Origin of the sequence: Bradyrhizobium sp. AUGA SZCCT0160 (genome assembly GCF_018130105.1) — a bacterium.
Taxonomy (GTDB): Bacteria; Pseudomonadota; Alphaproteobacteria; order Rhizobiales; family Xanthobacteraceae; genus Bradyrhizobium.
The window spans coordinates 1-21,855 of record NZ_JAFCMD010000007.1; the positions used below are offsets into that span (position 1 = coordinate 1).

24 protein-coding genes are annotated in these 21,855 nt (G+C 63.2%); 12 read left to right on the forward strand and 12 right to left on the reverse strand.

Annotated features, from left to right (window positions below):
* The first annotated feature begins 450 nt into the window (after positions 1–450).
* Positions 451–891: a hypothetical protein gene (locus JQ558_RS13405; RefSeq protein WP_312014802.1), complete on the forward strand. Its 441-nt coding sequence runs from the start codon at positions 451–453 to the stop codon at positions 889–891.
* Positions 884–2,116, forward strand: coding sequence for an HlyD family secretion protein (locus JQ558_RS13410; protein ID WP_212293914.1), 1,233 nt, complete (start codon positions 884–886; stop codon positions 2,114–2,116). Before JQ558_RS13405 ends, JQ558_RS13410 begins: the two co-directional genes overlap by 8 nt.
* Positions 2,117–2,190: 74 nt before the next feature.
* On the opposite strand, the gene JQ558_RS13415 is transcribed toward JQ558_RS13410, so the two are convergent.
* Entirely contained in the window at positions 2,191–2,454 is a 264-nt protein-coding gene (locus JQ558_RS13415) for a hypothetical protein (protein ID WP_192733680.1), read from the reverse strand.
* A gap of 199 nt (positions 2,455–2,653) precedes the next feature.
* Here JQ558_RS13415 and JQ558_RS13420 point away from each other — a divergent pair, with 199 nt between their 5' ends.
* The gene (locus JQ558_RS13420) at positions 2,654–2,824 is read left to right on the forward strand and encodes a hypothetical protein (protein ID WP_212272298.1); all 171 of its coding nucleotides are present in this window, start codon (positions 2,654–2,656) and stop codon (positions 2,822–2,824) included.
* A 1,124-nt stretch (positions 2,825–3,948) separates the two neighbouring features.
* Here JQ558_RS13420 and gatB read toward each other — a convergent pair.
* From gatB to gatC, 5 genes are read right to left on the reverse strand one after another with little or no spacing between them, the layout of a single operon-like run.
* Positions 3,949–5,433 carry an Asp-tRNA(Asn)/Glu-tRNA(Gln) amidotransferase subunit GatB gene (gatB, locus tag JQ558_RS13425; RefSeq protein ID WP_212293915.1) on the reverse strand — a complete coding sequence of 495 codons (1,485 nt, stop codon included), beginning with the start codon at positions 5,431–5,433 and terminating at the stop codon, positions 3,949–3,951.
* Complete coding sequence (locus tag JQ558_RS13430) at positions 5,430–5,723, reverse strand: hypothetical protein (protein WP_249142455.1); 294 nt, start codon at positions 5,721–5,723, stop codon at positions 5,430–5,432. The genes gatB and JQ558_RS13430 overlap by 4 nt, the downstream gene beginning before the upstream one ends.
* 2 nt (positions 5,724–5,725) lie before the next feature.
* Positions 5,726–7,201, reverse strand: coding sequence for an Asp-tRNA(Asn)/Glu-tRNA(Gln) amidotransferase subunit GatA (gene gatA / locus JQ558_RS13435; protein ID WP_212293916.1), 1,476 nt, complete (start codon positions 7,199–7,201; stop codon positions 5,726–5,728).
* Positions 7,198–7,410, reverse strand: coding sequence for a hypothetical protein (locus JQ558_RS13440; RefSeq protein ID WP_212212263.1), 213 nt, complete (start codon positions 7,408–7,410; stop codon positions 7,198–7,200). The genes gatA and JQ558_RS13440 overlap by 4 nt, the downstream gene beginning before the upstream one ends.
* A 29-nt stretch (positions 7,411–7,439) precedes the next feature.
* Entirely contained in the window at positions 7,440–7,727 is a 288-nt protein-coding gene (gatC, locus tag JQ558_RS13445; RefSeq protein WP_192733685.1) for an Asp-tRNA(Asn)/Glu-tRNA(Gln) amidotransferase subunit GatC, read from the reverse strand.
* A 398-nt stretch (positions 7,728–8,125) separates the two neighbouring features.
* Here gatC and JQ558_RS13450 point away from each other — a divergent pair, with 398 nt between their 5' ends.
* Positions 8,126–8,293 carry a hypothetical protein gene (locus JQ558_RS13450; protein ID WP_192733686.1) on the forward strand — a complete coding sequence of 56 codons (168 nt, stop codon included), beginning with the start codon at positions 8,126–8,128 and terminating at the stop codon, positions 8,291–8,293.
* 27 nt (positions 8,294–8,320) lie between these two features.
* Here the strand turns inward: JQ558_RS13450 and JQ558_RS13455 are convergent, their stop codons facing one another.
* Both JQ558_RS13455 and JQ558_RS13460 read right to left on the reverse strand, forming a co-directional pair.
* A complete protein-coding gene (locus JQ558_RS13455; RefSeq protein WP_212293917.1) occupies positions 8,321–9,394 on the reverse strand; it encodes a nitronate monooxygenase family protein in 1,074 nt (357 codons plus the stop codon).
* 26 nt (positions 9,395–9,420) lie between these two features.
* Complete coding sequence (locus JQ558_RS13460; RefSeq protein WP_212293918.1) at positions 9,421–10,404, reverse strand: nitronate monooxygenase family protein; 984 nt, start codon at positions 10,402–10,404, stop codon at positions 9,421–9,423.
* 106 nt (positions 10,405–10,510) lie between these two features.
* Between JQ558_RS13460 and JQ558_RS13465 the strand changes: the two genes are divergently transcribed.
* Together JQ558_RS13465 and JQ558_RS13470 are read left to right on the forward strand one after the other, a co-directional pair.
* A complete protein-coding gene (locus tag JQ558_RS13465) occupies positions 10,511–11,392 on the forward strand; it encodes a LysR family transcriptional regulator (RefSeq protein WP_212212271.1) in 882 nt (293 codons plus the stop codon).
* 143 nt (positions 11,393–11,535) lie between these two features.
* A complete protein-coding gene (locus JQ558_RS13470; RefSeq protein WP_212293919.1) occupies positions 11,536–12,546 on the forward strand; it encodes a DUF1963 domain-containing protein in 1,011 nt (336 codons plus the stop codon).
* 62 nt (positions 12,547–12,608) lie between these two features.
* Here JQ558_RS13470 and JQ558_RS13475 read toward each other — a convergent pair whose 3' ends face one another.
* Positions 12,609–12,833, reverse strand: a complete 225-nt coding sequence (locus JQ558_RS13475; protein WP_212293920.1) for a hypothetical protein — start codon at positions 12,831–12,833, stop codon at positions 12,609–12,611.
* Between the two features lie 190 nt (positions 12,834–13,023).
* Between JQ558_RS13475 and JQ558_RS13480 the strand changes: the two genes are divergently transcribed.
* The 3 genes from JQ558_RS13480 to JQ558_RS13490 all read left to right on the forward strand — a co-directional run bounded on the left by JQ558_RS13480 (position 13,024) and on the right by JQ558_RS13490 (position 15,459).
* Positions 13,024–13,959, forward strand: coding sequence for a cyclase family protein (locus JQ558_RS13480; RefSeq protein WP_212272288.1), 936 nt, complete (start codon positions 13,024–13,026; stop codon positions 13,957–13,959).
* A 91-nt stretch (positions 13,960–14,050) separates the two neighbouring features.
* Complete coding sequence (gene ruvX / locus JQ558_RS13485; RefSeq protein ID WP_212293921.1) at positions 14,051–14,533, forward strand: Holliday junction resolvase RuvX; 483 nt, start codon at positions 14,051–14,053, stop codon at positions 14,531–14,533.
* A 2-nt stretch (positions 14,534–14,535) separates the two neighbouring features.
* Complete coding sequence (locus JQ558_RS13490) at positions 14,536–15,459, forward strand: AEC family transporter (protein ID WP_212293922.1); 924 nt, start codon at positions 14,536–14,538, stop codon at positions 15,457–15,459.
* Positions 15,460–15,528: 69 nt separating this feature from the next.
* On the opposite strand, the gene JQ558_RS13495 is transcribed toward JQ558_RS13490, so the two are convergent.
* The 3 genes from JQ558_RS13495 to JQ558_RS13505 are packed head-to-tail and all read right to left on the reverse strand — an operon-like array spanning position 15,529 to position 18,738.
* Positions 15,529–16,299 (reverse strand): CPBP family intramembrane glutamic endopeptidase, encoded by a 771-nt coding sequence (locus JQ558_RS13495; protein ID WP_212212285.1) that lies wholly within the window; start codon positions 16,297–16,299, stop codon positions 15,529–15,531.
* A 10-nt stretch (positions 16,300–16,309) separates the two neighbouring features.
* Entirely contained in the window at positions 16,310–17,953 is a 1,644-nt protein-coding gene (locus JQ558_RS13500; protein ID WP_212293923.1) for an isovaleryl-CoA dehydrogenase, read from the reverse strand.
* A gap of 20 nt (positions 17,954–17,973) precedes the next feature.
* Positions 17,974–18,738: a M15 family metallopeptidase gene (locus JQ558_RS13505; protein ID WP_212293924.1), complete on the reverse strand. Its 765-nt coding sequence runs from the start codon at positions 18,736–18,738 to the stop codon at positions 17,974–17,976.
* Positions 18,739–18,879: 141 nt separating this feature from the next.
* Here JQ558_RS13505 and JQ558_RS13510 point away from each other — a divergent pair, with 141 nt between their 5' ends.
* From JQ558_RS13510 to plsY, 3 genes are all read left to right on the forward strand, one after another.
* Positions 18,880–19,833, forward strand: a complete 954-nt coding sequence (locus tag JQ558_RS13510) for an aspartate carbamoyltransferase catalytic subunit (protein ID WP_192733697.1) — start codon at positions 18,880–18,882, stop codon at positions 19,831–19,833.
* Between the two features lies 1 nt (position 19,834).
* On the forward strand, positions 19,835–21,136 hold the full coding sequence (locus JQ558_RS13515; protein ID WP_212272283.1) for a dihydroorotase: 1,302 nt from the start codon (positions 19,835–19,837) through the stop codon (positions 21,134–21,136).
* Between the two features lie 96 nt (positions 21,137–21,232).
* A complete protein-coding gene (gene plsY / locus JQ558_RS13520) occupies positions 21,233–21,826 on the forward strand; it encodes a glycerol-3-phosphate 1-O-acyltransferase PlsY (protein WP_212272282.1) in 594 nt (197 codons plus the stop codon).
* Positions 21,827–21,855: the final 29 nt, after the last annotated feature.

The window sequence follows — 21,855 nt, forward strand, 5'->3', positions numbered from 1 at the left end:
AGAACTCGTCTCCGGGGAGAGCACGGCATAAGCCGTAAAGCCATTGCGCAGGGAAGGCCGGGTGTTCTCCGCTGCCCTGTATGCTCGTGTGCATTTTGTTTTGTGCTAACCGCACACGGGACCGCGGGTGCAGCGCGCACCCGGTCTTCCCTGCGCCCTCCTCCTTCAGGAAGGGCGAAAAGTGACGCAAAACTCGGGCATCTCATGCCGTGAGAATGTGGACCCATGCCCTCACATTGTTTGATTCAGATCAGAAGACCATCATCGCAATCGGGCTAATTTCACGTTGCGGAAGGCAAATCGGAATCGAAGCACCAACTCGCAACGACAACCCGTGCTTGCCAAGTTCCCGCATTATGCAAAGATGGCTGCGCCTGGCCGGGCGCCTGTCCATGCCTTCTTGGTGCATTGCTTGATACTTCGGCTTGCTCTTTCGGAATGGAGAGTTGCGTGAGCGAATCCCTTCACCCTGCCGCCCCTCATCATCTGCCAGGCTTCATCACGGCGCCGGGAGACACCGACGTCCTGATGATCGTTGTCGGCATTATCCTGATTGCCGCCGTCGTCGGGGTCGGCAATCTCTATTTGCACCTGCACACGCTGCCGGAACGGATGGCCCACAAAACGCAGAAGCTGCAATTTGAGATCGTGGCCGTGCTGGGCCTGCTGGCGTTGTTTACGCACAACCACCTGTTCTGGGTGATCGGATTGCTCCTCGCCATGATCGACCTGCCCGACTTCGGCACGCCGCTGCGCAGGATCGCCGGATCGGTCGAGAAGATGGCCGGCGGCCCGCCCGAACCAGACCCGACCGAGCCGGCTCCAGAAACCGCAGCCCACGCCGGCACGCACGGCCCCGCCGCCAAGAGTGAGGCAAAGGCTCATGCTTGAGATCATCCTCTGCTCGCTGGTGACGATACTGCCGGACTATCTCTATCGCCGCTATCGGCAGGGAAAGCGCATCGGCCACGAAATCACGCTTTATTCGGTCTGGTTCGAGCTGCGATATGGCATCATCACCTGCCTGATGCTCACAGTCGCGCTGATCACGATGATCTTCTATTATCATCCCTCGACCAATACGGCGACGATGTACTACCGGACCGTCCCGATCATGACCGAAGTGGCCGGCCGGGTCGCCGAAGTTAACATCGATGTCAGCGCGAACGTCAAACAAGGTGAGGTGATTTTCAGACTGGACAGCGCCAAGCAGGAGGCCGCGCTGCTGACCGCCAAGCGCAAGATCGCCGAAGTCGATGCCGCCATGCTGTCGGCTCAGGCCGATGTTCTCAAGGCGGAAGGGCAGATCCTGCAGGCTCAGGGCGATTATCAGCAAGCCACCGACGAGTTGAACACCAAGCGGGACCTGCAGCAACGCAATCCCGGCATCGTCCCGCAGCGTGACATCGAAAAGCTGCAGGTGCTGCAGGCGGGCCGGCAAGGATCGCTTGATGCCGCCAACGCTGCAAAACAATCCGCGGCGGTCCGCGTCACCGCTCTTCTTCCCGCCGAGAAAGCAAGCGCGGAGGCAGCGCTGGCCGAAGCGCAGGTCGATCTGGACAAGACCTTCATTCGTGCCGGGTTCGACGGGCGGGTCGAGCAGTTCGGGCTGAGGCCGGGCGATATCGTCAATCCAATGATACGGACGGCCGGCGTTCTCATTCCGGAGGGCGCGGGACGGAGGGCTCTCATGGCAGGATTTGGCCAGATCGAGGGTCAGGTCATGAAAGTCGGAATGGTGGCCGAGGCCACCTGCATTTCCAAGCCGTGGGTGATCATTCCGATGGTGGTTACCGTTGTGCAGGACTACATCGCGGCTGGCCAGTTCAGGGGCGGCGAACAACTGATCGAGGCGCAGAACACCGCGCGTCCGGGCACCATTCTCGTGTTCATGGAGCCGATCTACCAGGGCGGTCTGGAGGGCGTCACGCCCGGCAGCAGCTGTATCGCCAACGCCTACACCAGCAATCACGAACGGATCGCGTCAGGCAAGCTCAGCGCGTTCAAGAGCTTTGCGCTGCACGTCGTCGACGCCACCGGCCTCGTGCACGCCCTGCTGTTGCGGATTCAGGCCCTGCTGCTGCCCGTCAAGACACTGGTGCTGAGCGGGCACTGAGCCTTTTTTTGGATGCTGCCGATGCCGGTACAGAGACACCAGGCATTCCGGCCGCTCCGTCGCGGCTCGCGAACTCAGTGCGAGGTCATCCAGGCGCGGGCTTCGCGCTGCGCCGTGGCGATCTCGACATCCGACATCATCTCGGCGACTTCGCGGCGCATCGAGATCGCGTCTGCGCGGCCCTTCAGGGCGGCGAGATTGAACCATTTATGGGCGGCGACCAGGTTGACGACGCCGGAACGGCCGCTCGCCCAGTACAGGCCGCGCTCGAACAGCAGGTCGGGGATTGCGGTCTCCACCGGTGTCGCCGTTTCCAGATCGAATTGTCCCTGAAACATCGTAGTCTCCCCTTTTTATTGTTGCCGCCCTCCCCCGAGCGCGGCCCCTGTCCACTGTCAAAACGTCCCGTTATCGCCCCGCGCCGTTTGCCGGCTTGTTGGGATGATCATGGCCCATCAAATTTGAAGGGCAGTTTAAATATCGCGATGAACGGGGTGTAAACGTGAAGCGCCCGGGCGCCGATGGGGAATCGCAGAAGTGCCTGTGCCGCAGCAACAAGTGAGGATTCGTGAAGACCGGTTTACCGTGCCGCTTGGCAGAACGATAACCATCGCGACGCCTCGCATCTCGCGCGCGCCATCATCGGCGGAAACGGAAGACCTGGTATTGCAAAAGTTCCCGCAATGGATCGGGCGGGTGCGCGCCTGACCGATGCGCGGTGACGCATGGGCGCGATCTGCGCCCGCCCGGCGGCCGTGGGCGGTCAGGACAGGAACCCAAAGGGATTTGGAAAGATCAACCTGCCGGGCGCCAAAGGCGCGGCGATCGGAACGCAAGACGTTCCGGGGAGCAGCCGTTCCGGGGAACAGGAGGCGTTCCGGGGAACGAGGGCGTCGGCGAACACGTCAGGACCAGATTTCAATCGGGCTTTGGCCCGGTGAAATTGCGGAGCAAAGATTCCGCACCGAACGAAGAAAACTCGTTTCTTCTGCCGGACCGGTTTTGGAAAAGCGAACTCTTCCGAAAGTCGATCCAGCCGTTTGACCTGATGTCTCGCCGACACCCTCTTTCGTCGACCGAGCCTTGATTATGTTTGCTCCGAGAAGCAAACCGTCTGAAGGCTCGAGTGACGCGCCGGCATCAAGCCGCCGGCAATTCTCTCAAAGACGAGAGCTTACTTCTTCTTCTTGGCGACCTTGCGGGTCTTCTTCGCAGTCTTCTTCACTGCGCTCTTCGCCTTCTTTGCCTTCTTAGCTTTCTTGGCCATGTTGCCCTCCTAATGTAAGTGAGATGGCTTAGTTCGCTGCGTGCACTCGGGAATCGATGTGCACTACATCCCGAATACACCAACACGTTCAAAAAAACAGCGTCCCGCTTAAGGAAGTGTTGACGCGGGAATGCGAGGGCGCGCTCGAAGCATCCTTCGGCGGCGGCGCAACAAGCTCGCGCAGCGATGCAAAAAGTGCAGCAACGACCGACGTCGGCGTTTGTCAATATTGAAGGAAACGCTTGCACTATAGATGTTTTGGCGATTCACGCATGCAATGATCAATGCGCAACCAACGTCATCGCGACTCAGCAAGACCGCCCAAAAGCCGCTTGCGCGGACTCTGAGTCGCGAATTTTGGCAATAAAAAAATTTTCGTGGATACAGCCTCCACGTCTCATCGGCGCTCGCCAAAACCGATTTTTGGGACGAATCGCAGCGACCGATTCGCTGATCCCGTTGTCCGGCGTGACGATGATTTTGATCCGCGATGCGCGATCGATGCACGCTTGCGCGCGTCGATCGCGACGGCAGCGACGGCGAAAGCGTCCCGTTACGGGACGCTTCAGATGCCGAGCTTCGCCTTCAAGAGATCGTTGACGGCTTGCGGATTGGCCTTGCCGCCGGACGACTTCATCACCTGGCCGACGAACCAGCCGGCGAGTTGCGGCTTGGCTTTCGCCTGCGCGACCTTGTCCGGGTTGGCGGCGATGATGTCGTCCACCACCTTCTCGATTGCGCTTAAGTCCGTGACCTGCTTCATGCCGCGCGTCTCGACCAGCGCACGCGGGTCGCCACCTTCCTGCCAGACGATCTCAAACAGGTCCTTTGCGATCTTCCCGGAGATGGTGCCCTCGCCGATCAGGTCGACGATCGCCGCAAGTTGCACCGCCGAGACCGGTGAGCCCGTAATATCACGGCCTTCCTTGTTGAGGCGTCCGAACAGTTCGTTGATCACCCAGTTGGCGGCAAGCTTGCCGTCGCGCGCCTTGTCGGTGAGCCCGGCCAGCACGGTTTCATAGAAGTCCGCGCTCTCGCGCTCGGCCACCAGCACGCTGGCGTCGTAGGGCGACAGTCCAAAGCTATCGATGAAGCGGGCCTTCTTCTGGTCCGGCAATTCCGGCAGCTCCGCTTTCAGCCCAGCCACGTAGGCTTCGCCGAACTCGAGCGGCAGCAAATCGGGATCGGGGAAGTACCGGTAGTCGTGCGCCTCTTCCTTGGAGCGCATCGAGCGCGTCTCGCCCTTGTTTGGGTCGAACAGCCGCGTTTCCTGATCGATGACGCCGCCATCCTCGATGATCTCGATCTGGCGCCGCGCCTCATACTCGATCGCCTGACCGATGAAGTTGATCGAGTTCATGTTCTTGATTTCGCAGCGGGTCCCGAGCGGCCCGCCCGGCTTGCGCACGGAGACGTTGACGTCAGCGCGCAACGAGCCCTTCTCCATGTCGCCATCGCAGGTGCCGAGATAGCGCAGGATCGAACGCAGTTTTGTCACATAGGCCTTGGCCTGCTCGGCATCGCGGATGTCGGGTTTTGACACGATCTCCATCAGCGCCACGCCGCAGCGGTTGAGGTCGACATAGGATAGCGACGGCGCCTGGTCGTGCAGCAACTTGCCGGCGTCCTGCTCCAGGTGCAGACGCTCGATGCCGATGTTGACCGTGCGCCCGCCGTCGAGTTCGACCTCGACCACGCCCTCGCCCACGATCGGCGACTTGTACTGGCTGATCTGGTAGCCCTGCGGCGAATCCGGATAGAAATAGTTCTTGCGATCGAACACCGAGCGCAGATTGATCTGGGCATTCAGGCCAAGCCCGGTCCGCACCGCCTGCCGCACGCATTCTTCATTGATCACGGGCAGCATGCCCGGCATCGCGGCGTCCACCAGCGAGACATGGGTATTCGGCTCGCCGCCGAATTCGGTCGAAGCGCCCGAGAACAGTTTTGACTGCGAGGTGACCTGCGCATGGACTTCCAGCCCGATCACCATTTCCCAATCGCCGGTGGCGCCCTTGATCAATTTTGCCGGTTTGACTGACGCGTTCATGCTTTTCCACTCCCGAGCAGCGCGGACACGATCCGCTCCCATTCGGCTTCCAGAGAATCCTTGGCCACAGGCTGGCCCGCCTGCCGGTACCAATAGCCGGCATTGCCGAGATCACCCTCGACGCGATGCAGATAGGCATGCACCCAGGCGGCTTCGTGCGTGTTTTCGTCCTGGACGATCTTGTGCGCCTCGTCCCATTGGCCCTTGGCCGCCCACCACAATGCCGCCAGCGGCGGTTCCAGGCTAGGTGCCGGAGACGTCCCCGACAAACTGGCGCGGAAGTCGCCCATCGCTACCACCAGCGCTCGGGCGTGAAGCGTCCGGCCGCCTGCTCGACCACTTCGCCGAGCGAGAACAGCGTCTCCTCGTCGAAGGGACGTCCGATCAGTTGCAGGCCGAGCGGCAGCCCCTGCGCATCCTTGCCGGCGGGAACGGCAATGCCCGGCAGTCCCGCCATGTTCACAGTCACCGTGAAGATGTCGTTGAGATACATTTCCACGGGATCGGCGCCACCCTTCTCGCCGACGCCGAACGCCGCCGATGGCGTCGCCGGCGTCAGGATCGCGTTGACGCCCTTCGCAAAACAATCCTCAAAGTCCTTCTTGATCAGGGTGCGGACTTTTTGCGCGCGCAGGTAATAGGCGTCGTAATAGCCGGCGGAGAGCACATAGGTGCCGATCATGACGCGGCGGCGCACTTCGTCGCCAAAACCTTCGGCGCGGGTGTTCTCGTACATTTCGCCAATGGAGCGGCCGGGCACGCGCAGGCCGTAGCGCACGCCGTCGTAGCGCGCCAGGTTCGACGACGCCTCGGCCGGCGCCACGATGTAATAGGCCGGCAGCGCGTATTTGGTATGCGGCAGCGATATGTCGACCAGCTCCGCGCCGGCCGCCTTCAGCCAGGCTGCGCCTTCGGTCCAGAGCTTTTCGACTTCGGCCGGCATGCCGTCGAGGCGGTATTCCTTGGGGATTCCGATCTTCATGCCTTTGACGGACTTGCCGATCGCGGCCTCGTAGTCCGGCACCGCACGATCGACGGAGGTCGTGTCCTTGGGATCGTGCCCCGCCATCGAGCGCATCAGAATCGCCGCGTCGCGCACGGTGCGCGCGATGGGCCCTGCCTGATCGAGCGAGGAGGCAAACGCAACGATGCCCCAGCGCGAGCAGCGGCCATAGGTCGGCTTGACGCCGACGGTGGCGGTGAAGGCCGCCGGCTGGCGGATCGAACCGCCAGTGTCGGTCGCGGTCGCGCCCATGCAAAGCAATGCGGCGACCGCGGAAGCCGAGCCGCCCGACGAACCGCCCGGCACCAGCGAGGTATTGGAGCCTTCGCGCCGCCACGGATTGACCACCGGGCCGAAGCACGAGGTCTCGTTCGAGGAGCCCATCGCGAATTCGTCGTTGTTGAGCTTGCCCAGCATGACCGCACCGTCGCGCCAGAGTTGCGAAGTGACGGTCGACTCATAAGGCGGCACGAAATTGCCGAGGATTTTTGAGCACGCAGTGGTCCGCACGTCCTTGGTTGCGAACAGATCCTTGATGCCGAGCGGAATGCCGGCCAGCGGACCGCCCTCGCCCTTTGCAATTTTGGCGTCGATCGCGCGGGCCATGGCGCGGGCCTTGTCCGGCGTTTCCAGCACGAAGGCGTTGAGCGCGCGCGCCGCCTCGATCGCGGCAAGGTGCGCGTCGGTCAGTTCAAGCGAGGTGAAAGACTTGTTCGCGAGACCATTCCTGGCCTCGGCGATCGTCATCGAAATCAAATCGGTCATTTATTGATCGGGCTGCAGAAGAATGGAGACAGGGTCTTGTCGCTCGCCGGGTCGTCTTGCTTGGGCCGCGTCAGCTCGGACGCCTCGAGCGCGTCGAGCACGGCGTCCATCGCCTTGTCGGGATCGGCGACCTTGCCTTGCCGCTCCATCGCGTCGAGATAGTTCATGTAGGCTTGGTAGGCCTTTTCATCGTCGCAGAGCATGCACATCGGACTTCCGATCTCGAACAAAGAAAGAGTTATTCCACGACCTTCGGCACCAGAAAGAAATGGTTCACAGTGTCGGGCGCGTTTCTGACGACATCGTCGGTGATCTCGCCGTCATTGATCACATCAGGACGTTTCTTCATTTCCATCGGGGTCACCGAGGTCATCGGTTCGACGCCGTCAACATTCACCTCCGAAAGCTGCTCTACGAACGCCAGCATGGCGTTCAGTTCGCCCTGCAGATGGGGAACTTCGGCCTCGGCGACCGCAATTCGCGCAAGATGCGCGATGCGGCGAACGGTAGCGGCATCAACGGACATTAATATAAGGCCTCAATCGGGGGATCGCACCCGCCGTATAGCAGAGCCCGGTTTTGCGCCGCAACTACGGGGAACCGCCCCGCCGGCATTTTGGGGCCAAAATACCGCCAAACGGTCCTTATAGGCCGCATCAAAGTGCCGCCGTTGTGCCCCGCGCCGGGAGTCCGGGGGTTTCGACAGGGAAAAGCCGCCGACGAAACCATTTACCGGGTGATGCAGTCGTTTTGAAACAGTCGCGGCGTGTACTCGGCCATCACCCTGGAGGTCGTGCCATGTGGACAACGGAACACGACGGTGTAACGGAAAGTTGGGATCCTGCTCTGTGGTCGATCGGTGGCGTGCTTGGCGCCGCGATCCTATATCTGGCGTGTCTGGCCTGACGAACGTGAGGCAACGCCATGTCCAAAGCGAAAGAACTTCAGGAAAAGGCCGAGATGTTCGAGCGGCGCGCAGAAAGCGCCACCGATCCCATCTCGCAACGTCACTACAAAGAGATGGCCGCGCATTATCGATCGCTCGCCGTCGAGCACCTGGACGTCGTCAAACGCGACGAGCCGGCGCATTAACACAACGACCCCGGTAGCCGCCGGACACTAAGCCAGCGAACTCAGCCTAACCAACGCCGCGCCCGCCAAAGCCCGCGTCATTTCTGCGGCTGGCATCTCGCGGCCCATCCGCACCGCCTGCCCGGCCCAGAGATTGGTGAAATCGACCTTGCCGAGCTTTTCGGCGCCCGCCTTCAGCGGACCGAGTGCGGTCGCGGCGTGCGGAAAATCAGGCGCATCCGGGCAAATCGGTCCGACCTCGCGCATCACGCGGTTGGCGACGCCGCGCGCGGGCCGTCCGGTCATGACGTTGGTAATCACGGTGGCGTCATCACTCGCCTGGGCAAGCGCTATCCGCGCCGGCGCGGTCACCTTCGATTCCGGGCAGCGCAGATAGGCCGTGCCGATCTGGACGCCCGCAGCTCCGAGCGCAAAGGCCGCCGCGATGCCGCGCCCGTCGGCAATGCCACCGGCCGCGATGACAGGCACTTTCACCGCGTCGACGACCTGCGGCACCAGCGCGAAGGTGCCGGGCTGCTGGGCGATATTCTCGGTCAGGAACATGCCGCGATGGCCGCCGGCTTCGGCGCCTTGCGCAATGATGACGTCGGCGCCGTGCTCCTCGAGCCATATCGCCTCTTTTACGATCGTGGCTGACGACATCACGATGGCGCCGGTCGCCTTGACGCGCTTCACCAGTGCGGCATCCGGCAGGCCGAAATGGAAGCTGACCACTTCCGGATTCATCTCCTCGACCAGCGCGCACATCGCCTCATCGAAAGGCGCGCGATTGGCGGCAGCGGCCGGCGCCGCGGGATCGAGGCCCAGCTCCTTGTAATAGGGGGCGAGCCGCGCCTTCCATCCGGCTTCGCGCGCGGGATCGGCCACGACCGGCGCGTGGCAGAAGAAATTCAGGTTGATCGGCGCGGAGACGCGCTGGCGCATGATGTTGATCTGTTCGCGCGCCTTCTCCACCGTGATCATCGCGCATGGCAGCGAACCCAGCGCGCCACCCTGGGCCGCCGCGATTGCCAGCTCCTGGTCCATCACGCCGGCCATTGGCGCCAGCACGATCGGAAATTCGGTCTTGAAGAGATCGAGAAGTCGGCGGTCTGGCCACATGGATCTGCTCGCTTGAATGAGTTGAATCAGGCTCTTGTTGGTGCGGAAGAGTTGCGCCGTCCAGCCAGGAGCTGATCGGCCTCGCCGACGATCCTGTCAACGATCACGGCCGCCGGCGGAACGTCATGGATCAGGCCGACGGCCTCACCGGCGATCACAGCAGCGACGTCGTAATTTCCGGCGGCTCTCGCGGCGGCATATTCGGCCGCGACAGCGGGGACATTCTGCATCAGTTCGACCTCGCGCCCGATCCAGCGGCGCGCGTGATCATTGATCAGGCAGCGGCCGTTGAACGGCGCCGGCCAGACATTGTTCCGGGAAATATCGAAGATGATACTCCTGATGCTGCTGCCGCTGGTCGCGTTACAGATACGCTTCTTGGCTTCATCGGCGCCGTCGCATTCCTGGCTGGCGTAAAAGCGCGTGCCGAGCAGTACACCGGACGCTCCCAGCATCATCATCGCCGCCAGCCCGCGGCCGTCACCGATGCCGCCCGCCGCCGCAACCGGCACCCGGCCCGCCACGAGATCGACAATCGCCGGCACGATGTCGATGGTGGTGCGGGAGGCACCGTGTCCGCCGGCCTCGCTGCCTTGTGCAATCAGCAGGTCGGCACCGGCGTCTAGTGCCATCAGCGCCATGCCCTCGTCCTGCACCTGGCAGATCAGCAGCGCGCCGCTGGCCTTGATCTTGGTCGCAAAGGGTTTTGGATCGCCGAACGAGAGCATGATCGCGCGCGGCCGCGCCGCGAGCGCGATGTCCATCAGCTCCGGCCGCTTGGCGAGACTCCAGGTGATGAAGCCGATGCCAAAGGGGTCGGGTACGCTTTTGAGCTTGGCGGTCTCCCGCTCCAGCCAGGCCTGATCGCCATAGCCACCACCCAAAATGCCAAAACCGCCCGCGGCGCTGACCGCCGCCGTCAGCCGCGCGCCGGCGATCACGTCCATCGGCGCCGACAGGATCGGATGCGTGATGCCAAGGAGAGCCGTCAATGGCGTGCTGATCGACATGTCCAAACCCTTCTAATCTGGACAGACACGATAAGCCGACGTATCATTCTCATAAAATGAATACTATAGAATGCTGCCATCGCTACCATGAAACGGAGAGCGGTCCATGGAATTGAGCGATCTCGTGACATTTTCGACGGTGGCGCGCCTCGGCGGCATCACCCGCGCCGCGGACGAACTCAACACCGTGCAATCCAATGTCACCCAGCGCGTCAAAGCACTGGAGACCGAGATCGGCACCGCACTGTTCGAGCGGCATAGCCGCGGCATGACATTGACCGGCGCCGGCCGCCGCCTGCTTCCCTATGCACAGCGGATGGCCGCCTTGTCACGCGAAGCCGTGCTGGCCGCGCGCGACGATGGCGAGCCAAAGGGGCCGCTGTCGATCGGCTCGATGGAGACAACAGCTGCGGTGCGGCTGCCTTCCCTGCTCGCCGAATTCCACCGCCGCTTTCCGGCGGTGCGCTTGAGCCTGCGCACCTCGCCGACCGCAGACCTGGTTGCAGCCGTGCTTGACGGATCGCTTGACGGCGCCTTTGTGGCCGGTCCGATCGATCACGCCGACCTCAGTTCGACAATCGCTTTCACGGAAGAACTCGTGCTCGTGACGTCGAGGCGCTGGGCAAGTCTAGCCGCTTTGCGCGCGGGCACGCCAGAATCGGGGCCGACCGCCCTGGTCTTCCGCACCGGCTGCAGCTATCGGCAGCGGCTCGAACAGGTTTTCTCGGAGTTCGGCTGGCCGTCTTCGGCGCGGTTCGAGCTCGGCACGCTCGACGGCATGATCGGCTGCGTCGCCGCGGACATGGGCGTGACGCTGCTGCCGCGTGCCGTTGTCGGAAAAAACGAGACCGTCAACATCCACAAGCTGAAGGCCGCTCAGTCTGTTGTCGACACCCTGTTCATCCAGCGCCGCAGCGCCCACCAATATAGCGCGCTGCAAGGCTTTACCGCCTGCCTGAACAATAATGGCGAGGTCATTGCCGCCTGAGATCGAACCTGGTCCGCGGATCTGTCGTCTACCGTTTCACGAAATCTCGTGAGACATGATGCGACCGCGATGCGAAAGCTATTCAGGACCGCAGCCGAGATGATGGCTCGCTGCGCGCGGCGGGGGTCCGTGCCGCTGACGCAATGGCCCTGGCCGCAAGGTCGAAGCCGTACATCTGGCTCGAAACCGCACCGGCCGACGACGAAGTCGAGATTACCTTGGGCGCAACCAAGATAGGCGGAACGCCAGACCTTCCAGTCACGATGCCATGGCCCTGGCGTCCGCCGTATCCCGATCATGAGCAGCGGGTCGAAGAGATGCAGACTGGCGTGACGCTCTTCAACCCGCAGGACATGGCCGCCCTTCAGGCCGAGACGCTCGAAGAGTTTCGCAAGCTGTTGCCCAGCGCGTTCGAAGGCTTCGCAGCCGATTCCGCGAAGGTCGATTTCAATCTCGATTTTCTTGTGGAGGATGCGCGGCGGACCGCGGAGCCGGCGCCGCTCCAGTTCATCGCACAGGTCGACTTGGCCGACGTCTGGTCTACGGGACCCATCGACCCGGACATCCCGCGCGACGGGCGGCTTTTGCTTTTTTACGACACCGACCATCGGCCCGGGGGCGATCGACCGGCAGACATCACGGGGGCTCGGCTGATCTATGATTTGACGCCCACCCATTCCATAAGGCGAGCAAGCCCGCCGGTCGAATTATTGGCTCACAAGCGGACCGCAAGTTTTCGGCCACAGCGGTGCGCGCTTCGTGCCGGCGTGTGGCCTCCCTATTTCGGCTCGCCCGAATGGAATGCCTGCGAGATCAAGGCTAAGGCGGAGAAGACCGTGGAAGCCTGGTGGTACGACGTCACCCGCGACGGTCATGATCACCGCTTCGGGGGGCATCCGCTGCAGATCCAGGGCAACATGCAAACCGAATGCGCGCTCGTCAGCAAGGGGCTCGACCTCAGCGCGTGGAATTCGAAGGCAGCCGAGCCGTTGAAATCCGACGCGGCGAACTGGCTGCTGCTGCTGCAAATCGCATCCGACGATCGTGCCGGCATGATGTGGGGTGATGTCGGCAACCTCTATGTTTGGATCCATCGGGACGCCTTGCGCGCCCGGCGCTTTGAAGAGGCGCGGGTGATCATGCAATGTTACTGACGTCAGACGCTTCGGGTCAGCGGCCATTCAACGGCGCCGGAGTTGCGACATGACGGAACGGCCTATGCCATCAGCTGCCGCCTGACGCTCCAGCGCCGCAGCGCAACAACGGCCCAGATGGCCTCGACCAGTCCGAACGGCCAGGCGCCCTGCAAAACCCCGTAGGCCGAACCGAGCGCACATGCTCCGGCGAAACCGAGGATGTACCAGTGGCCGCGGTCTTCAAGCGCGTAGCAGATGAGCATCGCCGTTACCGCGAACAAGCCGAACAATTGCAGTGCATCCATCGCGTTGCCTCGTCGCGCCGTTCCGCTATGCGAAATTTCGTTGCCACATTTCTGTAACAAGGAAACTCGGGCCGCGCTGTGCGCCCATCGCGAAAAGCCACATCAAAATATTTGGATCGTCGCGCACTACTACGTTAGTATGAGACGCTGACTACCAAGAACCATAACGTCAACTCTGGGAGGATCTGCGATGCGCCACGCGTTCGTGCTGTGCTGTTCGGCTGCCTTGTTGGGAACGGTTGCAACGGCAAGCGCTCAAGACTGGACGAAATCGAAATGGGGACCGAACGACGAGATCGGCGCCGCCAACTATATGACCCCGGAGCTGGTTGTTAAGGCGGCCGGCCTCGTCAAGACCGGTAAGACCTACGCGCTTGGCATTCCCGTCGATACCAAGACGCCGGCCTACCCGCCGCGCGCCTTCAAGATCACCGTCGTGCAACCCGGCCAGGCGGGCATCCCGGGCCTCGGGCCCACCAAGACCACCTATAATGACGACATCATCGAAGGCTGGGTCGGCGTCGGCAGCCAACTCGACGGTCTCGGCCATATCGGCGTCGAGCACGTCTATTACAATAACAACAAGCTCGCCGATTTCGCCGATCCCACCGGCCTGAAGAAACTTGGCGTCGAAAAAATCCCGCCGATGGTGACCCGTGGCGTGCTGCTCGACATGGCCGCCCACTACGGCACCGACGTGGTCAAGGAAGGCACCGCCTTCAACGTCAAGGAGATCGAGGAAGTCGCCAAGAAGCAGGGCGTCGAAATCCGTCAGGGCGACGTCGTGATCTTCCACACCGGTTGGCTCAGCCTGATCGGCAAGGACGACAAGCGCTTTGGCGCCGGCGAACCCGGCCTGGGCGTCGAAGGTGCAAAATACCTCGTCGGTAAGGGCGTGGTCGCGGTCGGCGCCGATACCTGGGGTCTCGAAGCGGTCCCGTTCGAGACCAAGAACATATTCGAGGTGCACCAAATCCTGCTGCCGATGAGCGGGACTTACATCCTCGAAAATATGGACACCGCCGAACTCGCCAAGGACAAGGCCTATGAGTTCCTGTTCGTGCTCGGCCATCCCCGCTTCAAGGGCGGCGTGCAGAGCATGATCAACCCTGTGGCGATCCGCTGAGACGACTTCGATAGGTGGCGTGGCGTTCTCGCATGGACGCCACGCCGCTTCCGGCTTTGCATGTCAGACTAGCTGCGTGTTATGCGGGTCCATGCCCGCCCCTATCCTCCCTCTGATCGAAGCGGTCACGCATTGGCCCGAGCGCGGCGCGCTAATCGGCCTCGATCTCGGCACCAAGACCATCGGCGTTGCGGTTTCCAACGCCGATCGCAGGCTGGCGACCGGGGTTGAAACCATCCAGCGCAAGGCCTTCAAGGCCGACGCGGCGCGGCTGCTCGTCCTTGCCGGCGAGCGCAACGCGGTCGGCTTCATCCTCGGCCTGCCCATCAACATGGACGGCAGCGAGGGTCCGCGCGCGCAATCGACCCGCGCCTTTGCGCGCAATTTTTCCAAACTTACCGACCTCGCAATCGCGCTTTGGGATGAGCGGCTCTCAACGGCCGCTGTCGAGCGCGAATTGATCGGGATGGACGTCAGCCGGGCCCGCCGCGCCGAAGTGATCGACGAGCATGCCGCGATCTTCATCCTGCAGGGCGCGCTCGACCGGCTCGCCACCCTGCGCGGCGAGCGCTGAAGATGGCGGTGGTGGTCGCGGCGCTGCTGCCGGTGTTCTTGCTGATCGTGCTCGGCTTCATCCTGAAGCGGACGTTGTTGCGGCTGGAGACGCAGTGGCACGGGCTGGAGCGGCTGACCTATTACGTGTTGTTTCCGGTGCTCCTGATCCAGACGCTGGTGAAGGCCGACCTCAGCAAGGTCCCGGTCGCCGGCGTCGGCGGCGCGCTGCTGCTGTCGGCGCTGCTGATGTCGCTGCTGTGCCTGGCGCTGCAGCCCCTGCTCGCCCGCAGCGCGGTCGATGGGCCCTCCTTCACCTCGATCTTCCAGGGCGCCATCCGCTGGCAGACCTATGTGGCGCTGGCCGTCTCTGGCAGCCTGTTCGGCGATGCCGGGCTGGCGCTGGCGTCGGTGGCGATGGTCGCCATCATTCCCCTGGTCAACGTGTTCAGCGTCAGCGTGCTCGCGCAGTACGCCTCGACCGAAAAACAATCGGTCGGATCGATCGCCATGACGGTCGTGCGCAATCCCCTGATTTGGGCCTGCGTGATCGGGCTCCTGATCAACGTCACCCACCTTCCCCTGCCCAAGCTCTGGCATGACGTCGCCGACGCGCTCGGCCGATCCTCGCTGGCGATCGGCCTGCTGGTGACCGGCGCCGGCCTGCATCTCAACGGAATGTTCCGCCCGAGCCTTGCGGCGTCGGTCGCGGTGTTTCTCAAGCTGGTGCTGATGCCCGTGATCGCCGTCGCGCTGGCGCTGTGGTTCGGGCTGTCAGGCTCCAATCTGGCGATCGTCACCGCGTGCGCGGCGGTGCCGGCCTCCTCGAGCGCCTATGTGCTCGCCCGGCAGATGGGCGGCGATGCGCCGCTGCTGGCGCAAATCATCACGTTGCAGACCATTCTGGCGGCGATCACGATGCCAATCGCGATCGCATTGGTCGGGTGAGATCAGAAGTACGCAAACGCGTCGCCGCAGACGCCCGAAGATCGGCCCGAAGGCGCCGCGTCAGGTTCGTTATTGCCCGGCGAGCCAGAACGTCTGAATTGTCGCCGCCGTGTTGTTGAGACCGTGCAGCACGATGGTCAGCCAGGTCGAACCGGTGCGGTAGCGGAAATAGCCGAGCAGCAGACCGATGGTGAACACCTCACCGAAGAAGAACCAGCTGTACTGCAGGTGCATCGAAGTCCAAACCAGCGACGACAGGAAGATGGCGCCGGGCACTCCGAGGCGCGATTCCGACCAGCCTCGGTAGAGAAAGCCGCGCGCCATGATTTCCTCCGAGATCGGCGCAGCGACGCAGAACGCGATCACGAGCAGCCACAGCGCGCCGTCGGTCTGCGCCGACTTCAGCACATCGCCCATAAAGCCAGGCGTTATTTCGCGCCCCAGAGCGCGTGACAGCAAATCCCAGCCGCCGACCAGCACGGCCAGTGAGACCGCACCGATCAAAAAATTCTGCCACGTGGTCCAGCGCAGCGCGAGATAGTCAACAAATGGCGTGCGCGAGGCGCGCGTCGCGACCCAGGCCGCGAGCAGCACCGCAGGCATTCCCATGATCACGGACAGCGAGATCGTCAGCCCGGCGCCGACGACATGGATCGCCGCGGCGAGATCCCACGACCCCTGCCGCAACACAAAATAGGCGATCACCGCAGCCTGGCCGACGAACAACCCGGCAAAGATGAACAGCCCCCACAGCGCCGTGCCCCAGAACTTCCAGATCCGGGGCGGACGCAGGGCGGACGCGACGGGAGGGGGCGGTTGCGGGAGGCTGAGGGAATCCATCAACTGACTTTTAGGGCAGCGCCCGTTCCAGCAGACCAGCGACGTCGGCGCTGGCAAGATCGACCGCGCCGTACATGCTGGCGTGATTCCCGGCAAGACGCGTGGCGGCAAACAGTTCCGCATGCCGTGGCGACACCGCGTTGAGAGCCGCTGCGGCCGCAAGCAGCGCAAGTTTTTCGACCGCCAGCCGCGCCACCCGTTCGCTGTCGGGCCGGCGGAATGCCTTGCCGATAAAGCTGACCGCCTCGCCAGCCCCCGGCAGACCCAGCGTTTCGCCGGTGAGCTCGTGCAGGACCGCCGATGCCGCATCGGCCTCGCGTGACAGCGCCCGGAGCACGTCGAGGCACATCACATTGCCTGACCCTTCCCAGATCGCGTTGACCGGTGACTCCCGGTAATGCCGCGCCAAAATCCCCTCCTCGACGTAGCCGTTGCCGCCGAGGCATTCCATCGCCTCATACAAAAAGCCCGGCGCGCTCTTGCAGACCCAGTATTTGATCGCCGGCGTCAGCAGCCGCATATAGGCGGCCTCTTTGGCGTCTGACGGCGCCCGGTCGAACGCCCGGCACAGGCGCATGACCAGCGCGATCGAGGCTTCGACATGCAGCGCCATGTCCGACAGCACCGCCTGCATCAGCGGCTGATCGGCGAGATGCTTCTGGAACACGCTGCGGTGCCTTGCGTGGTGCAGCGCATGCGCCAGGCCTGAGCGCATCAGGCCGGCGGACGCAATCGCGCAATCCTGCCGCGTCAGTTGCACCATCTGGATGATGGTGCGGATGCCCTTGCCCTCGTCACCGATGCGCTCTGCAGAGGCGCCTGTGAATTCTACTTCTGATGAAGCGTTGGAGCGGTTGCCGAGCTTGTCCTTCAGACGCTGGAAGCGGATCGCGTTGACGGTGCCATCGGACGCAAAGCGCGGCATGAAGAAACAGCTCAAGCCGCCCTCGGCCTGCGCCAGCACCAAAAAGGCGTCGCACATCGGCGCCGACATGAACCATTTGTGGCCGGTGATGCGATAGGCCTCGCCGTCACGCTCGGCGCGCGTCATATTGGAGCGAACATCCGTGCCGCCCTGCTTCTCGGTCATGCCCATGCCGACCGTCATGCCGCGCTTGGTCCACCACGGCGCAAAGCTCGGATCGTAAGAACGCGTCGCAAGCACCGGCATCACCTTCGCCAGCAGATCGGGCTGCTCGGCCAGCGCCGCGACCGATGCGCGCGTCATGGTGATCGGGCAGAGATGCCCGGTCTCGACCTGCGAGGCGATGTAGAATTTGGCCGCGCGCACCACTTCCGAAGCACCGCCCGCCGGCTTGCCGTCAGCGCTCCAGGTCGAATTGTGCACGCCGGCGTGAGCCGAATGCGCCATCAGCTCGTGATAGGCCGGATGAAACTCGACCTCGTCGCGGCGGTTGCCGCGGGAATCGAAGGTCCGCAGTTTCGGAGTGTTCTCATTGGCGGCACGGCCTCGCGCCGCCATCGCCGCCGAACCCCAATGCTTGCCGAATTCGGATAGTTCACGGCTCGCCTCGCCACCGCCATTGGCGGCAACGGCGTCGGCAAGCGGCCGGTCGACCGCGAACAGGTCGACATCTTCGAACGGCGGTGACTGGTTGAAGACCTCGTGGGTCGCGAATGATGCCTGGCTCATGGCGGGTCCTGCTCCGGGAATCAATTCCGTCGCGTGATCGGGAAATCATAGGCCTGCCGGCCGACCCCCGGCAGCGAAAAGTGCCACCACTCCTTCGAATAGTTCACAAACCCTTGCCGGGCCATCGCGGCAACCAGCGTGTTCCTTGACCTCCGTTGCGCTGGCGTGATTGAGGGGGCGGCCGTATGCGATTTGATGTCCGAGCAATCATAGCCGGTGCCCATATCGACGCTGCCTTCCGGCGCCCGCGCCTCGGCGGGCGCGGTGCAGTCGGCATAGGCCTTGCTGGAATCGAACTTCGCGGAATTGTCGGCAGTCAGATCGACCAGGGTCAGATCGAGCGCGGCACCGGTTGAATGTCCGGACCGGGTCGCGATATAGCCCAGGCGGAACAAATCGGCCTTGCGGAAAGCCGGGCTAAAGCGGCGATCGGCTTGCGTCTCCTTGCCGTTCTTCGACCACGCCACCATGTCGGCGACCGCGCGCTCGGGCCGATAGCAGTCGAACATCTTCAACGACAGCTTTTGCCTGGCGAGTTCCTGCTGGATGTTCTTCAGCGCGAGGCCGACCTCGCGCTTCACGACGCATTCGGCGGCGTCATACCCCCTCAGCGGCTTGCCGACAAAGTTGTTCGAGGTCGCATAGCGCATGTCCTGGATGATGCTGGGATCGATATCGCGCAGGTAGACGAAGCCGCCCGGCAGGCCCTGCGCGTTTGCAGTCTGCGGCCCGGACAGGCCAAGACCGGTTAATCCGATCGCTAAAATAACGTGCCATTTCTGCATTGGACGCCTTCCCCGCGCGCCGAACGCGGCGCAATTGCGGCAACCCTCTTTACCCTGCGCGGCGACTGACCGGGGGATAACTCGCAAGCCCCCTATTCGCGCTTGCCCCGCTTGGGAAGTCTGCCTATAGCTCTCGTTTTAATGACCCCTGCATCGAAATCGACCTTCGTCCTCGGTCACCGGCATCTGCTGGGAATCGAGGGGCTTTCCGCCGCCGATATTACCGGCCTGCTCGACCTTTCCGAGGAATATGTCGAGCTCAACCGCCAGGTAGACAAAAAGCGCACTTCGCTGCGCGGTCGCACCCAGGTGAACCTGTTCTTCGAGGCCTCGACCCGAACCCAATCCTCGTTCGAACTGGCCGGCAAACGGCTCGGCGCCGACGTCATGAACATGTCGGTATCCTCGTCCTCGATCCGCAAGGGCGAGACGCTGATGGATACCGCCGTCACGCTCAATGCCATGCATCCGGACATCCTGGTGGTGCGCCACCACGCCTCAGGTGCGGTGGAACTTCTGGCGCGCAAGGTTGACGGTTCCGTGATCAATGCCGGCGACGGCAGCCACGAGCATCCGACCCAGGCGCTGCTGGACGCGCTGACGATCCGCCGCAACAAAGGCCGGCTGGAAGGCCTCGTGATCGCGATCTGCGGCGACGTGATGCATTCCCGCGTCGCCCGCTCCAATATCCTGCTGCTTAACACCATGGGCGCCCGCGTCCGCGTGGTGGCGCCCTCCACGCTGTTGCCGCGCGGCATCGAGCGGATGGGTGTCGAGGTCGCGCGCGACATGCGCGAGGGCCTCAACGGCGCCGACATCGTCATGATGCTGCGGCTGCAGCGCGAGCGCATGAACGGCTCGTTCGTGCCCTCGTCCGGCGAGTACTTCCATTATTTCGGTCTCGACCAGAAGAAGCTCGCCTACGCCAAGCCCGACGCGCTGGTGATGCATCCGGGCCCGATGAACCGCGGCGTCGAGATCGACTCATTCGTGGCGGATGGCGCGCAATCGCTGATCCGCGAACAGGTGGAAATGGGAGTGGCGGTGCGCATGGCGGTGCTGGAAGCACTCGCCCGCAACCTGCCGAACGCCTGACATGCTGACCGATCGCCGCCCCATCCTCCTGGCCAACGCCCGCGTCGTCGACCCCTCGCGCGACTTCGACGGCCCCGGTGACGTCCTGATCGCCGACGGCATGATCCGCGACTCAAAGCGCGGCATTGGCGCTGCCGGCGTCCCCGAAGGCACCGACATCGTCAATTGCGCCGGCAAGGTCGTCGCCCCCGGGCTGATCGACATGCGCGCCTTTGTCGGCGAGCCCGGCGCCAGCCACCGCGAAACCTTTGCTTCCGCCAGCCAGGCGGCGGCCGCCGGCGGCATCACCACCATCATCTGCCAGCCTGACACCTCGCCGGTGATCGACAATTCGGCCACCGTCGACTTCGTGCTGCGCCGGGCGCGCGACACCGCGATCGTCAACATTCACCCGATGGCGGCGCTGACCAAGGGCATGGGCGGCGAGGAAATGACCGAGATCGGCCTGTTGAAGGCCGCCGGCGCCGTCGCCTTTACCGATGGCGCCCACAGCGTCACCAATGCGCAGGTGATGCGGCGCGCTTTGACCTATGCGCGCGATTTCGACGCGCTGATCGTGCACCACACCGAAGACCCCGATCTGGTCGGCGAAGGCGTGATGAACGAGGGCGAGTTCGCCGCAAGGCTCGGCCTCGTCGGGATCCCCAATGCCGCCGAGGCGGTGATGCTGGAACGCGACATGCGCCTCGTGGCGCTGACCGGCGGCCGCTATCACGCAGCGTCACTGAGCTGTATCGAGTCGCTCGAAATCCTCAAGCGCGCGCGAGACGCGGGACTTGCAGTTTCGGCGTCGGTTTCGATCAACCACGTCACGCTGAACGAAAACGACATCGGTCCCTACCGGACGTTCCTGAAACTGTCGCCGCCGCTGCGCACCGAGGACGACCGTCTAGCGCTGGTCGCCGCCGTAGCCTCCGGCCTGATCGACGTCGTGATGTCCGATCACAATCCGCAGGACGTCGAAGTGAAGCGGCTGCCGTTCGCGGAAGCCGCCGCCGGCGCGGTTGGGCTGCAGACCATGCTGCCGGCGGGCCTGCGGCTGATCCACAATGGCGAGATGGACTTCAAGACCCTGATCCGCGCGATGTCGACGCGCCCGGCCGAGATTTTGGGCCTCGCCGGCGGCTCGCTGCGCGCCGGTTCCCCTGCCGACGTCGTCGTGATCGATGCCGACGTACCCTGGGTGCTCGACCGCGACGATCTCAAATCGCAATGCAAGAATACGCCGTTCGACGAAGCCCGCTTCTCGGGCCGCGTGGTCCGTACTATCGTAGGCGGACGGACGGTCTATGAGCATGTCTAGCAGAGCGTTTTCAAGCGAAGTGGGCACCGGTTCGCGTCAAGAAAACGCGTCAAAAAAAGACGTGCGCGACATACTTCCGCGGCAGGAGCAACCGCGATGACGTTTGAACCATTCCTCGTCGTTGCGCTTTTCGTGGGCTATTTCTTTGGCTCGATTCCATTCGGGCTGTTGCTGACCAAGTTCGCCGGCACCGAGGATCTGCGCTCGATCGGCTCCGGCAGTATCGGCGCCACCAACGTGCTTCGCACCGGCCGCAAGAGCCTCGCCGCCGGGACGCTGATCGGCGACGCGCTCAAGGGCACGCTCGCGGTCGTCGTCTGCGGCTATTATGGCGGCCCCAACGCCGCAATGCTGGCCGCATTCGGCGCCTTTCTCGGCCATCTCTATCCGGTCTGGCTCAAGTTCAAAGGCGGCAAAGGCGTCGCGACCTATATCGGCGTGCTGATCGGCCTGTTCTGGCCTGCGGCCGTCGTGTTCTGCGTGATGTGGATCGCGACCGCCATCACCACGCGCTACTCGTCGCTGTCGGCATTGATCGCGGCGTTCGTGACGCCGCTGTTCCTGTGGTGGTTCCTCCACCCGGCGCTGGCTTCGCTGTTTGCGGTGATGACGCTATTGCTGTTCTACGCGCACCGCGAAAATATCAAGCGCTTGCAGACCGGAACCGAGAGCCGCATCGGCGCGAAATGACGACATCTTTGTCGTCATTCCGGGGCTCG

What these genes read in the sequence shown, in the direction of transcription:
- JQ558_RS13410 (WP_212293914.1), top strand. Translation starts at nt 884, where the DNA reads ATGCTTGAGATCATCCTCTGCTCGCTGGTGACGATACTGCCGGACTAT.
- JQ558_RS13415 (WP_192733680.1), bottom strand. Translation starts at nt 2,454, where the DNA reads ATGTTTCAGGGACAATTCGATCTGGAAACGGCGACACCGGTGGAGACC.
- gatB (WP_212293915.1), bottom strand. Translation starts at nt 5,433, where the DNA reads ATGAACGCGTCAGTCAAACCGGCAAAATTGATCAAGGGCGCCACCGGC.
- JQ558_RS13430 (WP_249142455.1), bottom strand. Translation starts at nt 5,723, where the DNA reads ATGGGCGACTTCCGCGCCAGTTTGTCGGGGACGTCTCCGGCACCTAGC.
- gatA (WP_212293916.1), bottom strand. Translation starts at nt 7,201, where the DNA reads ATGACCGATTTGATTTCGATGACGATCGCCGAGGCCAGGAATGGTCTC.
- JQ558_RS13440 (WP_212212263.1), bottom strand. Translation starts at nt 7,410, where the DNA reads ATGTGCATGCTCTGCGACGATGAAAAGGCCTACCAAGCCTACATGAAC.
- gatC (WP_192733685.1), bottom strand. Translation starts at nt 7,727, where the DNA reads ATGTCCGTTGATGCCGCTACCGTTCGCCGCATCGCGCATCTTGCGCGA.
- JQ558_RS13450 (WP_192733686.1), top strand. Translation starts at nt 8,126, where the DNA reads ATGTCCAAAGCGAAAGAACTTCAGGAAAAGGCCGAGATGTTCGAGCGG.
- JQ558_RS13455 (WP_212293917.1), bottom strand. Translation starts at nt 9,394, where the DNA reads ATGTGGCCAGACCGCCGACTTCTCGATCTCTTCAAGACCGAATTTCCG.
- JQ558_RS13460 (WP_212293918.1), bottom strand. Translation starts at nt 10,404, where the DNA reads ATGTCGATCAGCACGCCATTGACGGCTCTCCTTGGCATCACGCATCCG.
- JQ558_RS13465 (WP_212212271.1), top strand. Translation starts at nt 10,511, where the DNA reads ATGGAATTGAGCGATCTCGTGACATTTTCGACGGTGGCGCGCCTCGGC.
- JQ558_RS13470 (WP_212293919.1), top strand. Translation starts at nt 11,536, where the DNA reads ATGGCCCTGGCCGCAAGGTCGAAGCCGTACATCTGGCTCGAAACCGCA.
- JQ558_RS13475 (WP_212293920.1), bottom strand. Translation starts at nt 12,833, where the DNA reads ATGGATGCACTGCAATTGTTCGGCTTGTTCGCGGTAACGGCGATGCTC.
- JQ558_RS13480 (WP_212272288.1), top strand. Translation starts at nt 13,024, where the DNA reads ATGCGCCACGCGTTCGTGCTGTGCTGTTCGGCTGCCTTGTTGGGAACG.
- ruvX (WP_212293921.1), top strand. Translation starts at nt 14,051, where the DNA reads ATGCCCGCCCCTATCCTCCCTCTGATCGAAGCGGTCACGCATTGGCCC.
- JQ558_RS13490 (WP_212293922.1), top strand. Translation starts at nt 14,536, where the DNA reads ATGGCGGTGGTGGTCGCGGCGCTGCTGCCGGTGTTCTTGCTGATCGTG.
- JQ558_RS13495 (WP_212212285.1), bottom strand. Translation starts at nt 16,299, where the DNA reads ATGGATTCCCTCAGCCTCCCGCAACCGCCCCCTCCCGTCGCGTCCGCC.
- JQ558_RS13500 (WP_212293923.1), bottom strand. Translation starts at nt 17,953, where the DNA reads ATGAGCCAGGCATCATTCGCGACCCACGAGGTCTTCAACCAGTCACCG.
- JQ558_RS13505 (WP_212293924.1), bottom strand. Translation starts at nt 18,738, where the DNA reads ATGCAGAAATGGCACGTTATTTTAGCGATCGGATTAACCGGTCTTGGC.
- JQ558_RS13510 (WP_192733697.1), top strand. Translation starts at nt 18,880, where the DNA reads ATGACCCCTGCATCGAAATCGACCTTCGTCCTCGGTCACCGGCATCTG.
- JQ558_RS13515 (WP_212272283.1), top strand. Translation starts at nt 19,835, where the DNA reads ATGCTGACCGATCGCCGCCCCATCCTCCTGGCCAACGCCCGCGTCGTC.
- plsY (WP_212272282.1), top strand. Translation starts at nt 21,233, where the DNA reads ATGACGTTTGAACCATTCCTCGTCGTTGCGCTTTTCGTGGGCTATTTC.